The 14,527-nt window shown below is 33.1% G+C and carries 11 protein-coding genes; 10 read left to right on the forward strand and 1 reads right to left on the reverse strand.

Annotated elements, in window-relative coordinates; all coding sequences use genetic code 11:
- Positions 1-519 precede the first annotated feature (519 nt).
- Entirely contained in the window at positions 520-1,848 is a 1,329-nt protein-coding gene (gene mtaB, locus EG242_RS13955; protein ID WP_124900475.1) for a tRNA (N(6)-L-threonylcarbamoyladenosine(37)-C(2))-methylthiotransferase MtaB, read from the reverse strand.
- A 95-nt stretch (positions 1,849-1,943) separates the two neighbouring features.
- On the opposite strand from mtaB, the gene EG242_RS13960 reads away from it, so the two are divergent.
- From EG242_RS13960 to EG242_RS14005, 10 genes are all read left to right on the forward strand, one after another.
- A complete protein-coding gene (locus tag EG242_RS13960) occupies positions 1,944-3,539 on the forward strand; it encodes an ABC transporter substrate-binding protein (RefSeq protein WP_124900476.1) in 1,596 nt (531 codons plus the stop codon).
- A gap of 32 nt (positions 3,540-3,571) precedes the next feature.
- Positions 3,572-4,285 (forward strand): LytR/AlgR family response regulator transcription factor, encoded by a 714-nt coding sequence (locus tag EG242_RS13965; RefSeq protein WP_124900477.1) that lies wholly within the window; start codon positions 3,572-3,574, stop codon positions 4,283-4,285.
- A complete protein-coding gene (locus EG242_RS13970) occupies positions 4,282-7,254 on the forward strand; it encodes a sensor histidine kinase (protein WP_124900478.1) in 2,973 nt (990 codons plus the stop codon). The genes EG242_RS13965 and EG242_RS13970 overlap by 4 nt, the downstream gene beginning before the upstream one ends.
- A 311-nt stretch (positions 7,255-7,565) precedes the next feature.
- A complete protein-coding gene (locus EG242_RS13975) occupies positions 7,566-7,937 on the forward strand; it encodes an endonuclease domain-containing protein (protein ID WP_124900479.1) in 372 nt (123 codons plus the stop codon).
- Between the two features lie 285 nt (positions 7,938-8,222).
- Positions 8,223-8,594: a hypothetical protein gene (locus EG242_RS13980; protein WP_124900480.1), complete on the forward strand. Its 372-nt coding sequence runs from the start codon at positions 8,223-8,225 to the stop codon at positions 8,592-8,594.
- 152 nt (positions 8,595-8,746) lie between these two features.
- Positions 8,747-9,658: a helix-turn-helix transcriptional regulator gene (locus tag EG242_RS13985; RefSeq protein ID WP_124900481.1), complete on the forward strand. Its 912-nt coding sequence runs from the start codon at positions 8,747-8,749 to the stop codon at positions 9,656-9,658.
- Between the two features lie 162 nt (positions 9,659-9,820).
- Positions 9,821-10,045, forward strand: a complete 225-nt coding sequence (locus tag EG242_RS13990; protein ID WP_124900482.1) for a DUF6140 family protein — start codon at positions 9,821-9,823, stop codon at positions 10,043-10,045.
- A gap of 74 nt (positions 10,046-10,119) precedes the next feature.
- Positions 10,120-11,232, forward strand: a complete 1,113-nt coding sequence (locus tag EG242_RS13995) for a GTPase (protein WP_124900483.1) — start codon at positions 10,120-10,122, stop codon at positions 11,230-11,232.
- Between the two features lie 4 nt (positions 11,233-11,236).
- On the forward strand, positions 11,237-11,830 hold the full coding sequence (locus EG242_RS14000; RefSeq protein WP_124900484.1) for a hypothetical protein: 594 nt from the start codon (positions 11,237-11,239) through the stop codon (positions 11,828-11,830).
- A gap of 773 nt (positions 11,831-12,603) precedes the next feature.
- The gene (locus EG242_RS14005; protein WP_124900485.1) at positions 12,604-14,466 is read left to right on the forward strand and encodes an ABC-F family ATP-binding cassette domain-containing protein; all 1,863 of its coding nucleotides are present in this window, start codon (positions 12,604-12,606) and stop codon (positions 14,464-14,466) included.
- The last annotated feature ends 61 nt before the right edge of the window (positions 14,467-14,527 follow it).

The raw sequence follows: 14,527 nt of genomic DNA on the forward strand, positions 1-14,527 counted from the left end.
TCGCAAGGCTCGTGTCGCCGCCTTTTTTTGAGAAGTCCTTTACAGAAATGTAAGGGACTTTTTATTAACCACAGATTACACAGATGTTCACGGATTTTCTTTTAACGAGATAAATAAACTTCCAGCATCGATCACCCTACATCTAACTTTAAACGTTTTCACTACAGATAGCACAGATAGCAAATGATACAATTACATTATACGGTAAAAGTTTGGCTAAAGCCTATTCTACATTGTTTGGTAACATCGGGCTAAAGCCCGACGCAATTTACTTTTTGACCACAGATTGCATAGATTTTAAAAGGATTGAGATTAAACGTGAGCAAACCAACATCCAACATTCAACATCTAGCATCAAACCGCAATAGGGATAGAGCGCTTGTTGGAGCTCTTTTGTTGATCCCTGAGCCTGACGAAGGACAACAAAAAGCGACTCGTGAAAGCCCGACCTGCAGCGTAAGCGGAAGGGATTGCCCCAATTAAAAATAAAAAAACTCCTACAAATGCAGGAGTTAATATTTAAACTAATTCTTTCACAAAATTGAATCGTACTATGCCGTCTTCATCTATTTTTGTTAGAGTGATATCGTGTAGCGTGTTTACTAATTCAGGGTTCCAAGGTGTTTTCACTTTTACGTAATTTTCGGTGAATCCATGAATGTATCCTTCTTTATTTTCGCTTTCAAACAAAACAGTGTGGTTTGTATTTAACTCTTTTTCATAAAAAGCTCGACGTTTTTTAACCGATAATCCGCGTAACATTTTACTACGTTTAGATCGAACATTAGCAGAAACAATTCCATCAAAATCAACCGCTTCCGTATTATCACGTTCAGAATAAGTGAAAACGTGTAAATAAGAAATGTCTAAATCGCTTAAGAAATTATAAGTTTCTAAAAATAATTCATCGGTTTCGCCGGGAAATCCAACAATAACATCAACACCAATACAGGCATTTGGCATTACTTCTCGAATTTTGGCAACACGTTCAACATACAATTCACGCAAATAGCGGCGTTTCATTTTCTTTAAAATAGTGTTCGATCCCGACTGCAAAGGAATATGAAAATGTGGCACGAATGTTTTACTTTTCGACACAAATTCAATGGTTTCGTTTTTTAAAAGATTAGGTTCGATAGACGAAATACGCAAACGCTCTATTCCTTCGACTGTATCTAAAGCCTGGACCAATTCAAAAAAGGTATGCTCGTGCTTTTTGTTTCCAAACTCACCTTTACCGTAATCGCCGACATTCACGCCTGTAAGTACGATTTCTTTAATGCCTTTTTGAGAAATTTCCTGTGCATTTTTCATCACATTTTCCATAGTATCCGAACGAGAAATTCCGCGCGCTAAAGGAATAGTGCAATAGGTACATTTGTAATCGCAACCGTCTTGAACCTTTAAAAACGCTCGGGTTCTGTCGCCAATAGAATAACTTCCTACATAAAAATCGGCTTCTTCAATCTCGCAAGAGTGAATTTCGCCCATATCATTTTTAGAAAGATCGTTTATATAATCGGTCAATTTAAATTTTTCGGTAGCTCCCAAAACCAAATCAACGCCGTCAACAGCAGCCAATTCTTCAGGTTTTAACTGGGCATAACAACCCACGGCAGCAATAAAAGCTTTATCGTTGCTTTTTAACGCCTTTTTTACAATCTGTTTAAACTGTTTATCGGCATTTTCGGTAACCGAACAAGTGTTAATTACATAAATATCTGCAGTTTCCTCAAAATCAACACGATCAAATCCTTCATCGTTAAAACTGCGGGCAATAGTAGATGTTTCTGAAAAATTCAGTTTGCATCCCAAGGTATAAAACGCTACTTTTTTTCGGTTTTCCATTATCATAACTACAAGTAGTGTAAAAATTCATTTATCTTTACTAACTGCATAACTGCGGTTGGCAATTGGCAAATTTACGAACAAATTTTGGTTTGATGAAATATAGGTTTGGTTCACTACTTTTTTTTATAAGTATTTTATTTTTAGTTGGTTGTGTTAAAGAAGAACGTGCGTTTAGTGAAAACGATGTATTTAGATATAATGAAAGTGCAAATATTCAGACATTAGATCCTGCTTTTGCAAGAAACATGGCAATTATATGGCCTTGTACTCAGTTGTTTAACGGTTTGGTTCAGTTAGATGATTCATTACAAGTTGCGCCAGATATTGCTAAAAGTTGGGTAATTTCAGAAAATGGAATGCAATACGAATTTATCCTTCGCAACGATGTTTACTTTCACAAACACATAAATTTTGGGAAAGACAGTACCCGATTGGTGACAGCTTACGATTTTGAATACAGCTTTAACCGAGTGTTGAGTGAAGATTTGGCTTCGCCTGGAACATGGGTTTTTCAGCATGTGAACAGTTATAGAGCGGTGAATGATTCGGTTTTTAAGATTGATTTAAAAAATCCGTTTCCTGCTTTTTTAAGTTTGCTTTCTATGAAATACGCGTCGGTGGTTCCTAAAGAAATTACCGAAGACAAATCGATTGATTTTAGATCGAATCCTATTGGAACGGGACCTTTTCAGTTTAAAATTTGGGAAGAAAATGTGAAGTTGGTTTTAAGAAAAAATCCTAATTATCACGAAAAAGATGTATCGGGAAAAAGATTGCCCTATTTAGAAAGTATTGCGATTACTTTTCTGCCCGATAAGCAAAGTGGTTTTATGCAGTTTATTCAAGGGAAAATTGATATGATTTCTGGATTGGATCCTTCGTATAAAGACGAATTATTACAGCCTAACGGAAAGCTTCAAGAGAAATATCAAAACAAAATAAAAATGCTTACCGGTCCGTATTTGAATACCGAATATTTGGGTTTTAATATGAACGATCCTTTAATGAACGATATTCGAATTCGGCAGGCATTGAATCATGGGTTTGATCGAACAAAATTGGTTGCTTATCTGCGAAACGGTATGGGCGACGGAAAAGTAAACGGAATGATTCCTAACGGATTACCCGGTTTTCAGTCGGCTAAAGATCCGCTTTATAATCCAACCAAAGCAAAAGAACTGATTAATCAAGTCAAAAAAAACCGAAAATTACCCATTGAGATTACCTTAAGCACTAATAATACATATTTGGATATTGCCGAATATTTACAACGCGAATGGGAAAGATTGGGGATAAAAGTCAAGATTGATGTTATGCCGCCAAGTACACTTCGCCAGGCAATTGCTACGAATAAATTATCGTTTTTTAGAGGAAGTTGGATTGCTGATTATCCTGATGCAGAGAATTATCTGTCGTTATTTTACAGTAAAAACTTTACACCAAACGGACCAAATTATACGCATTTTAAAAATACTACGTACGATAATTTATATCAGCAGGCATTAAATACCGTTGACGATGAAAAGCGTACCGAATTGTATCAACAAATGGATGCCATAACGGCGCAGCAAGTTCCGGTAATTATCCTTTTTTACGATAAAGTAGCGAGATTTACACAGAAAAATGTACACAATTTACAGCCAAATGCTATGAACGGATTGAATTTAAAGTACGTGAAAAAGTATTAATCACTCCATAAACCTTATAATCAAAAAAAATTATGAATAACTTGGTTTTGGTAATTATTGACGATGAACCTAAAGCGCGCGAAGTTTTAAAGGGCTACATAAATATTTTGTTTCCAAACAATCGGTTTGAAATGATTTTGTGCAATTCTGTAAAAGAAGGCACGTTGGCTATTGAAACCTATTTGCCCGATTTGGTTTTTTTAGATATTGAAATGCCCGAAGCTAGCGGTTTTGAATTGTTCAATAAAGTAAATAAAGACAGTTTTGAAGTAGTTTTTGTTACTGCTTATTCGCAGTTTTTGGAGAAATCGGTTAACGAAATTGGTTGTTTCGGATACTTGCAAAAGCCATTAGAACGCGAAAAATTATTGAAGATTTTTGAACGTTATCAAGAAAAAAACATCCAAAAAAAGTACTTAAAGTTAGCGAACACGTTACAAAATAAACGAACGCTTATAAAGTTAGAAGATGTTACTTTTTGCAAAGCCGATGATAATTATTGCGAAATTTATTTAAAAAACGATAAAACCAAACATATTTTAAGCAGAACGTTGGGCGATTTGGAAAAGAAACTTCCGCAGCAGTTGTTTCAACGGGTACACCGATCGTTCATTGTAAATATGAATCATGTTTCGCATTTTGAAAAAGATAAAAATCTGTTGGTAATCAATCAAAACGGTGAGGAAATACAGAAAATTCCTGTTTCTGCAACTTATAAAGAAGCGATCAGAAAAATGTTTTTATGAGGATTTTAATTACATTCTGTATTTTTCTTTGCGCGCAGTTTATTCAGGCGCAATTTGTCGATACCAAAATTCACACTGCCAACAACGGTTTAATTTCCAATAACATTCAGGCGGGTTTTGTTGATGCAGACGGAAATTTATGGCTGGGTTCACGCGCGGGTTTGGTTATAAGAAACGGAAGATCGTATAAAAATGTGCCCGAAGCCGTAAAATATAAATTCAATAATGTTTTTGATATTTGTCAAGATACCAAAAAAGGTATGTGGGTTGCCGGTTTTGGTCAGGGAATTTTATATTTCAACAAAAAAACAAGCCGACTGATTAACGAAAAAAACGGATTAATTAATGATCGCGTTCGTTCACTTTTTTATCACAACAATAAAATTTACGCAGGAACTTTAAACGGAGTTTCCATTATATCAACCAAAGATTTTTCCATTAAAAATCCTGAATTTGAACATCATCCCGATTATTTTTTGAACGTTACAAGCTTTTTTACCATACATAATAAAGTATATGCAACAACAGTAAATAATGGAATTTTTGAAGTTACGCCACAAAAGCTCGTACAGGTTTCTAATCTAAAAAAAACGTTTTCAAGTTTTGTTTTCAACAATCGACTTTTTATAGGTACGCAAGATAATTTGTTTGAGTTAGATGTTCATTCATTTAAAATTACCAGTACGTTTAATGTAAATAGCGCACACAAGTTTTTGTCGGTTAACAATCAAATGTATTTGGTTTCGTCTGGAATTGTTGAAAATAAAGGCGGTGTTTTTAAGTTTGAAGACAATTATTTTATTGATAAAACTACCGAATTTAATATTCCGTTTACCGATTTTAAAAGCATTGCTTTCGATAAAAAAAATCAGCTTTTGTATCTTGGTTCACAAAACAACGGTTTGGCAGAAATAAACCTGAACGCGCCGGTTTATCATCAAAAGAAGCTGAAAGAAGTAGCTGCAATTGCGGTTGATAATCAAAAAGAATATGTTTTTCACAACAGCGGTTTTTCGATCTATCAAAACAACATCGAAATAAAACATCTTTCTAAAAGCGCATTTAAAAATTTCCAACAGCAAAATCCTTCAAAATACAGCAAACAAGCGATTATTCAAAATCATTTTTATCCGATTGATTACAGCACACCCGCCGATAAAATTATTTTTTATAGCTCTCAAATTCATAAAAACAACTTGTGGGTAAATACCAACATTGGTTTTTTTAAGCTGACTTTAAACGGAGAAATATCAAATTATTACCCAGTTCACGTTTACTATTTTACCTTTTTTAACAACGATTTAATTGCAGCGGTTCCGTATGCCGGTGTGCGAATTTTTAAGGATCTCAACCAATTTAAGTACGACTATTTTCACGATTGGAAAAACCCTGAAATTCCTGCCGAAATTGTATCCATAGCACAAACAAAAAATGCAGTTTATTTTGCATCGGCATTAAGTGGTTTGTACGAATTTAAAAACGGGAAATTTAGTTCGTTTTTGTTGGATAAATCGTTTACAGAACCTAAAATTAAGCGTATTTGTATCAAAAAAGATGAAAAATTAGTCGTTGTTACAGATTATAATGATGTGTTTGTTTTAGATGTTTCACAGCATAAAGTTAAAATCGAAAAACATATTCCGTACAATAAAATTAAAGGAAGCACTACCAATTTTGTACATGAAATAAACGGAATTTTATATGTAGCAACCAATTTAGGGCTGAATGTTTTTAAAGGAAATACCTACTTTTTTATTGATAAAGCACAAGGTTTCACCAATTATAACAGTTTGTCTGCGGCTGATAACAAGGAGCAATTGTTTGTAGGAACAAAAGAAGGATTTTTTATATTGAATAATGATTATTTTCTAAAAAACAGATCTTTTGATAATACACTTTCAGTTACAGATGTATTTGTAAACAACAATCGAATATCTGATGAAAATTACAGCAATAATCAGATAGAATTATCGTATAATGAGAATAATATCCGTTTGAATTTTCAAGTTCAAAATGCTAAATATCCCGATAAATTACAGTTTAAATTCCGTTTTAAACCATCGGAACCTTGGCAGGAATTAACTACTGAAAATCAGTTGAGTTTAAACTATTTGAACCATGGTTTTTACAATGTGGAATTGCAGATTTATAACGAAGATACCGGAACAGTTGCGAACAAAACACTGATTAAAATCAATATTAAACCGCCATTTTACTATTCGTGGTGGTTTTTAACAGGGTGTATTTTGCTGATTTCCGGTTTTACGTATGCCGCCTACAGAATTAGAATAAATTATTTAAAACAAAAGCAAACACAGAAACTGGCAGTTATTGAATTGCAGAATCAGCAGGAAAAAAAGGAACTTTTGTTTGATAAACAATTGGCCGATGTAAAATTACAGGCGCTTAAAAGTCAGATGAATTCTCATTTTCTATTCAATGTGTTAAGTTCCATTCAATATTTTATTATCTGTAAAGATGTAGATAACGCACTGTACTATTTGGAGCGATTTTCTGCTTTGGTGCGCACAACTTTAGAGTATTCCGACAAAAAAGACATCACAATCTACGATGAAATTGCGTACTTGAAACAATATGTAGAAATTGAAAATCTGCGTGCAGAACATTCTATTGTTTTTACCGAAAACATATCCGAGGATATAGATAGTACACAGGTAAGAATTGCACCATTACTATTACAGCCATTTGTAGAAAACGCTATTGTACATGCTTTTCCGCCATCGGTTTTAAAGCCCGAAATCGAACTTAAAATCGAAAAAGAAGATCAATCAATAAAAATTACAATTACAGATAACGGTATAGGTTATCAGCAAAAAACAGGAACAATACATCAGTCCAAAGGAATCTCCATTGTGCAAACTCGATTAGATCTTACACAGAAAAAACTTCAAAAACCAATCGAAATTAATTCTTCAAACAAAGGCACGCAGGTAATTATTTATTTGTAGACAAATATAATAGAGGTTGCAAATTCCCCCTTTGAAGGAGGATTTAGGGGGATGTAAATAAAGTTGAAGTAAAACATTAAGCGTAATCTTTTTCATATTAAACGAAACTAAAGACATTTATACCCCAATTCCCTCCTTGAGGAGGGTTAGGGAGGTGTTGTGAAACTCACTAGCAATCATTCTTTCCAAAGATGACAGATTCTTAATACTAACACTAAACACCCCTAAAGTGCCCTCAAGGGGACATTCGATGCTAATTTCAATTCACCCTTTGAAGGGGGATGTTAACTAAAAAACACTATTTTTATATTATGCGCAATAAAATCATTCCATATAATCCTAAACTTAAAGAGTATGCTCGTTATCTTAGAAATAACAGCACACTTGCGGAAGTTTTGTTGTGGCAAAATATTAAACAGAATGCTTATGATTTTCAATTTCACAGGCAAGTTCCTATGCTTGATTATATTGTAGATTTTTACTGTCATGAATTAATGTTAGTGATTGAAATAGATGGAAATAGCCACGAATTTAAATACGAATACGATGCTAAACGTCAAGGTAGATTAGAAAAATACGGATTAAAATTTATTCGATTTACAGACGCTCAGATTAAAAACGAAATGTTTAGTGTTCTTTTAATGCTTAATCAAACCATTGAAATCTTAAAAAAAGATATTTAATAACACCCCTAAAGTCCCCTCAAGGGGACATTCGATACTAATTCTAATTCCCCCTTTGAAGGGGGATTAAGGGGGATGTAATAAAATAATTATCCAAAAATCTCCATTCACTCAATAAAACAGGGCATTCACCCAATTTTGTGATACAAAAAAGCTACAGTATTTACTTTTGTATATAAAACAAAATTTAAACACATAAGAACCCTTATTAACCATAAAAAATGTAAACCGCAATATTTATCAATGCATTTATAATGTTAATTGTTAGGATTCTTTTTTTAGCTTATGACAGTACATGCACTTACACAAAAGATTAATCAGTTAACTGAAAACAAAGAATTTGCTTTGGCATTGCTCCTTGTAAAACAGCATCCGCACTATCAAGAAAACTATATGTTTAACGACGCCTATGCAACACTTCTTTATTGCACCAACCAGTTTACCGAAGCAAGAAAAATCATCAGTTTCAACATAGAGCTTATCTTTAAGCAATCAGCAAATACTACAGCGCTTTTAAGCAGTTATTATCTTAAATCATTGTGCTATTTAGCCGAAAATAATACCGTAAAATCGCAAGATTATTTGAACAAATGCTTACGACTGTCTGCAAACTATCCGGAATTACATAAGCAATTTCAGCAGTTGTTACGTTTATAGAAATCATTCACTCAAAAAACAAGGCAGTTCACCCAATAATAGTTAAACAATTACCTGTTTAAAGATAGATTTACAAAAAAACGAAAAAAAATGCAAAATCACTGACACGTTTTGTCAGTGAGCAACAATATGTTTGCAGAAGTAGTAACAAAATGAAACAAAAATCGCCCTACATACGGTATTATTATTTTGTAAAATGGATTGCAGATAGGCACTATCCGTCTATGAACGATATAATAAAATTGTTTGAAGAGATGGAAATAAAGATTACCGACCGAACTTTTTACCGCGACCGCAAAGCATTGATAGACGGCTACAACATGCCCATTACGTATTGCAACGTAAACAAAGGCTATTTTATAGACGATGCTAACGATGCACACCATGAAACCAACAGGTTTTTACAGTTAATGCAGGAAATGATTACGGCAAGTTCGGTAAGCGGTTTGTTTTCGGAAAACACAAAGTATCTTACGTATTTAGAGTTTGAAAATCAGCCTAGTTCTATGTTTCACAATGTTTTTGAAGAGGTGTTAACAGCCACGCAAAAGAAGCAGAAGATCAAGTTCAGGTATCAGTCTTACGTAAAAAATAAGTCTGAATTATACGAAACCAAGCCGTTGTTTTTAAAACAATATCAAAACCGCTGGTACATTATTGCCGAACATAACAAAACGTATAAAGCGTTTGCGTTAGAGCGTATTCAAGATTTAGAACTAACCGCTAAAAAATTCAAAGCCGATATAGATAAAGTAAAACAGCTTTTCCGCAATGTGGTAGGATTAACAAACAGTGACAAACAGCCTGTAGAAAAAGTAGTGTTACGGTTTCATCCAAGTCAAAAAAGCTATGTACAATCGGTACCCATACACAGGTTGCAACAGCAACTTGCCGATAACGAAACCGAATTTACAATACAACTTTTGGTAAAACCCAATTTTGAATTAAAACAACAAGTACTTAAATACGGATCGCTGGTAGAAGTGTTACAACCAAAAACATTGCGACAAGAAGTAAAACAAGAACACCAGAAAGCATTAAAGTTGTATAGAGAGAATAGATGAAACACAATTTTGTCATATCGAGCGAAGTCGAGATATATGTACAAAATAATTCCCTCCTTGAGGAGGGTTAGGGAGTTGTAAACGAATAAACAAATAAACAATTCAACACCCGAGGACAAAGTCCGAACGGAGCGAAGCTAAATAAACAATTAAACCTAAACCATGCCACTATACAAAGCAACTATTACAAAAACCGAACGCCTGCCCGATGGCAGCATCATAGAAAAAGGCATGACCTTACAATTTACCCATTTTGGCATTCCGTGGGACGGAAACGGTCCGGGAACCGAAGCTATTAATAACTCTTTTTTACGTATTTATGGTATTGATCTTAAAGCAAATTTCGCTTTAAATCCGGGATTTGTGAGTGTGGAAGAGGTTAGGTAAGAATAAAAATAAGTTGAGGGCTTTTTTAGAAACAAAAGACCTTATGAGTAATTAATTTTAAAATTTTATAAAATATGTCAAACACAAATTTTGATTTAGGGAGTATAACAGATCAATTATCTAAATTCAAAAAAGAATTAGATACATTTCATGCAGCTAAAGTTAAATGCGGGATTATTGGACGCAGTGGAACAGGGAAATCTTCTTTAATTAATGCAATTGTAGGAGAAGAGGTTTCAAAAGTAGGAGAAGTAGAAACAACAATGGAAATTGGTAAACCTTATGAACATAAAGGGTTATTATTTTACGATTTACCAGGCTGTGGAACAAATAATTTTCCAAAAGAAACTTATATAAACGATTTGAAAATTAAAGATTTAGATTGTGTTATATTAGTTACAGCAGAGCGATTTTATGAAGATGACTTATTTTTAATTAATGAAGTTTCAAAATTGAATATTGCTGTATTTACAGTTAGAACAAAAGTTGATTTTTCTATAGAAAGAGCTAAAAAAAGAGGAATATCAGAAAGTGAAACTTTAGTAAGTCTTTACAATGATCTTTCAAAAAATTTAGAAGGTACTAAAATTAAAGGTCTCTACTTAACGTCAGCGGACTATCCTTTAGAATATGATCTTGATAAATTATTAAATGATATTGCAAAAAGCCTTAATAAGATAAAACAAGAACGTTTTATTGCTGATGTAAATGCTACATCGAAGAAAATGATCAAGGAAAAACGAATAGTTGCAGATAAATTAGTCTCAAGATATGCCGCTTTATCTGCTGCAAATGGTTTAAATCCTATTCCTGGGCTAGATGTTTCTGTTGATGTAGGCTTGCTTTTAAAAATGGGTAATGATATAACAAATATCTACGGATTAAATAAAGAACAACAAGAGTTTTATAAAACTTTTTTAGATTTACCTGATTCGTCAAAAATTAAAGCAGTCTTAGGTAAAGCTTCTCAATATGCCGCAAAGTATTTAGGTAAAGAGGCAATAATGATTATTTTAAAAAGATTTGTTGCAGCCACTGCTACTAAATCAGTTTCTAAATGGATTCCTTTTGTAGGACAGGCAATTGCTGCAGGGATTGGATTTAAAATGACTTCTTCGTTAGGAAATGATATGGTAAATGAAGCAGAAGCTATAGCTATAGAATTATTTGATAGTTTAAAAAAATAAAGATATGGGAGTTAAAGAAATTCTTAAAAAACAATTAGAAAGAGTAAAAAATTTAAATCAATCTAAAAAAGATTTTGTTTATAATACTGATTGGGAAAAAGTAAACGAAGATATCATTACTATATTAATTGGTATTAATCCAGGTAAAACTGAAAAAAAGGATTTTCTTTTCTTTGCTGGCAGAACAAAAGAAATAATTAATCTTATAAAATCGAAAATAGATAATGATTCAAGTAAAATCGTATCCATGAATATTTCTAATTACTTTGCCTCAAGTAAGGCTAAATTTGAAGAAACTTATACAGTTAATAAAAATGATATTGACGAAGATATTATTAAAAATGCTGAGATAGTTAATGACTTATTTAATGAAAATAAAAATATTGATATTTTTTGTTTTTGCCAAAATATTGATTCTACTTTATATGGTAATTTATTCTTATCTAATTTAGATCCAAACGTAAAAGAAAAAATAGTGGTTTTAAAACATCCAAGTAATAGACATTTATCACATTCTTTAGCTCTATATTATTTAAATCTAAAAAACTCGACTGAAGATATGATTTCCATTTTGAAAAAAATTGGAAGAAATTTGTAGTAAAATTAATATTATTATCACCCCGCAACCTCACCAGTTGCGGTTTTTTTATAAAAAGTTGCAAAAAACAAAATAAAAAGTTAATTTAAAGCACTATAAATGTGAGTTATATAGAATTAGTAATGAGTAACACAAGATGAACGATTAAAAATTACAGCACAGCACGTTACCAATCAGCTGGCAAATATCACGCAGACACAGCAGGCATACGCCGACTATATTCGCGAAAAAGGCGAAAGCCAACAGGCAACTCAAGACAAAAACAAAGCCTTTGATGCCGTTACTAAATGGGTTAGCGAATTTTACGCAGTGGCAAAAATCGCTTTAGACGATCAGCCACAATTGTTAGAAAACGTTGCAAAACTGGTGCGCAGTTAAAAAGAATTTTTCATAATTATGTTAAATGATTATCTGGAACTTTGTACCAAAATATTTATTAATGTATCATAAATTAAATATTGAAAACATTTTTTTCTATACACTGTGTGTCATTCCGTGCTTGACACGGAATCTCATCATTATTTATCTTGTGAGATGCTGAAACAAGTTCAGCATGACACTGACGATAAAACTAAAACTTGGTGTAATCTTTCCGATAATCATTTTATGTTTTTATATTTAGTTGAAGAAGGTTGCTGTTACGCAACCTTTTTTCATTGTTATCCTTTTCTAAAAGGGATAGATTAATAAATTTATCTGTGCATTTGTGGGAATAAACAGTTGTTGCTTTACTAAGTTAAAAAACCGTATTTTTGCCAATCAAGAAATAAAACATGAATTATCTTTCAGTAGAAAATATATCAAAATCTTTTGGCGCGCGTACGCTTTTTGAAGGGGTGTCGTTCGGAATCAACAAAGACCAGAAAATTGCATTTGTAGCCAAAAACGGATCAGGAAAATCAACCATATTGAGTATTATTAACGGATTAGATTTTCCAGATACAGGGCAGGTTGTGATTCGTAAGGGAATTCGAATGGAGTTTTTATCGCAAGATCCTCAATTACAAGACGAATTAACGGTTGAAGAAAGCATTTTTGCATCCGATAACGAAATTTTAAAAGTTATTGAACGATACGAAAAAGCGTTGGAAAACATGGACGATCAAGAAGCATATCAAAACGCTTTTGATCAAATGGATCAATACAACGCATGGGATTTTGAAACCCAATACAAGCAAATTCTATATAAATTAAAACTCGAAGACCTAAAGCTTAAAGTTAAAAACATGTCGGGTGGGCAACGTAAGCGTTTGGCATTGGCAATTATTTTAATTAATAAACCCGATCTATTGATTTTAGATGAGCCTACCAACCACCTAGATTTGGAAATGATTGAATGGTTAGAAGATTACTTTGCCAAAGAAAACATTACCTTATTTATGGTTACACACGACCGTTTCTTCTTAGAGCGTGTGTGTAACGAAATTATTGAACTAGATAACGGAAAAATTTATCAATATAAAGGAAATTATTCGTACTATCTGCAAAAGAAAGAAGAACGTATTGCTTCTGAAAACGCATCGATCGATAAAGCAAAAAATCTTTTCGTAAAAGAATTAGATTGGATGCGTCGCCAGCCAAAGGCACGTACCACCAAGTCAAAATCGCGCCAAGACGATTTCTATGTAATCAAAGACAAGGCAAATTCCCGACGTAAAGAGCATGTTTTAGAGTTGGAGATCAATATGGAACGTATGGGGTCTAAAATCATTGAACTGCACAATGTTTCGTTGGCTTTTCCTAACAAAGTAATCATGAAAAACTTCGATTATCTGTTTAATCGTGGCGAACGTATTGGGATTATTGGTAAAAACGGAACAGGAAAATCAACTTTTTTAAATATTCTAACACAAACGCTTCAGCCCGATTCTGGTAAAGTGGTCATTGGCGATACCATTAAAGTGGGTTACTACACACAAAGCGGCATCAACCCAAAACCCGAGCAAAAGGTTATCGATATTATTAAAGAATACGGCGAATACATTCCACTGACAAAAGGCAGAACTATTTCGGCAGGACAGTTGTTGGAACGATTTTTATTCGACAGAAAAAAACAGCACGATTTTGTTGAGAAATTAAGTGGTGGCGAATTAAAACGATTGTATTTGTGTACGGTTTTAATTCAAAATCCTAATTTCTTGATTCTTGATGAGCCAACCAACGATTTGGATATTGTAACTTTAAACGTATTAGAAAACTTTTTGTTAGATTATCCAGGATGTTTATTGGTAGTTTCGCACGATCGTTATTTTATGGATAAAATTGTAGATCACTTGTTTGTTTTCCGTGGCGAAGGAGAGATCGAAGATTTTCCGGGTAACTATTCCGATTTTAGATCGTATGAGGATTCTGCAGAACCTGCAAAAGACGATACGCCTAAAGAAAAAGTAAATTGGAAAGACAGTCAGCCTAAAAAATCGGGATTGAATTTCAACGAACAAAAAGAATTTTCTAAAATTGAACGAGAAATAAAAGATTTAGAATATAAGAAGAAACAGATCGAAGACGATTTTTCAAACGGAAAAGTTGCTGATGCCGATATGATTGCAAAAGGAGTAGAGTTGCAAAAAATCATTGAATCGTTAGCAGAAAAAGAAGAACGCTGGTTTGAACTTTCATCTAAATTAGAAGAATAAAAAGAAGCCGTCTCAATATTAAAATTTGAGGCGGTTTTTTTATTAGAATTAATTTCCAATA

Source organism: Paenimyroides viscosum (assembly GCF_003858535.1).
GTDB lineage: Bacteria > Bacteroidota > Bacteroidia > Flavobacteriales > Flavobacteriaceae > Flavobacterium > Flavobacterium viscosum.

Excerpts from the sequence above, each read along its gene's own strand:
- EG242_RS13995 (WP_124900483.1), top strand. The coding sequence starts at position 10,120 with ATGTCAAACACAAATTTTGATTTAGGGAGTATAACAGATCAATTATCT.
- EG242_RS13970 (WP_124900478.1), top strand. The coding sequence starts at position 4,282 with ATGAGGATTTTAATTACATTCTGTATTTTTCTTTGCGCGCAGTTTATT.
- EG242_RS13975 (WP_124900479.1), top strand. The coding sequence starts at position 7,566 with ATGCGCAATAAAATCATTCCATATAATCCTAAACTTAAAGAGTATGCT.
- EG242_RS14000 (WP_124900484.1), top strand. The coding sequence starts at position 11,237 with ATGGGAGTTAAAGAAATTCTTAAAAAACAATTAGAAAGAGTAAAAAAT.
- EG242_RS13980 (WP_124900480.1), top strand. The coding sequence starts at position 8,223 with ATGACAGTACATGCACTTACACAAAAGATTAATCAGTTAACTGAAAAC.
- EG242_RS13965 (WP_124900477.1), top strand. The coding sequence starts at position 3,572 with ATGAATAACTTGGTTTTGGTAATTATTGACGATGAACCTAAAGCGCGC.
- mtaB (WP_124900475.1), bottom strand. The coding sequence starts at position 1,848 with ATGGAAAACCGAAAAAAAGTAGCGTTTTATACCTTGGGATGCAAACTG.
- EG242_RS13985 (WP_124900481.1), top strand. The coding sequence starts at position 8,747 with ATGAAACAAAAATCGCCCTACATACGGTATTATTATTTTGTAAAATGG.
- EG242_RS13960 (WP_124900476.1), top strand. The coding sequence starts at position 1,944 with ATGAAATATAGGTTTGGTTCACTACTTTTTTTTATAAGTATTTTATTT.
- EG242_RS14005 (WP_124900485.1), top strand. The coding sequence starts at position 12,604 with ATGAATTATCTTTCAGTAGAAAATATATCAAAATCTTTTGGCGCGCGT.
- EG242_RS13990 (WP_124900482.1), top strand. The coding sequence starts at position 9,821 with ATGCCACTATACAAAGCAACTATTACAAAAACCGAACGCCTGCCCGAT.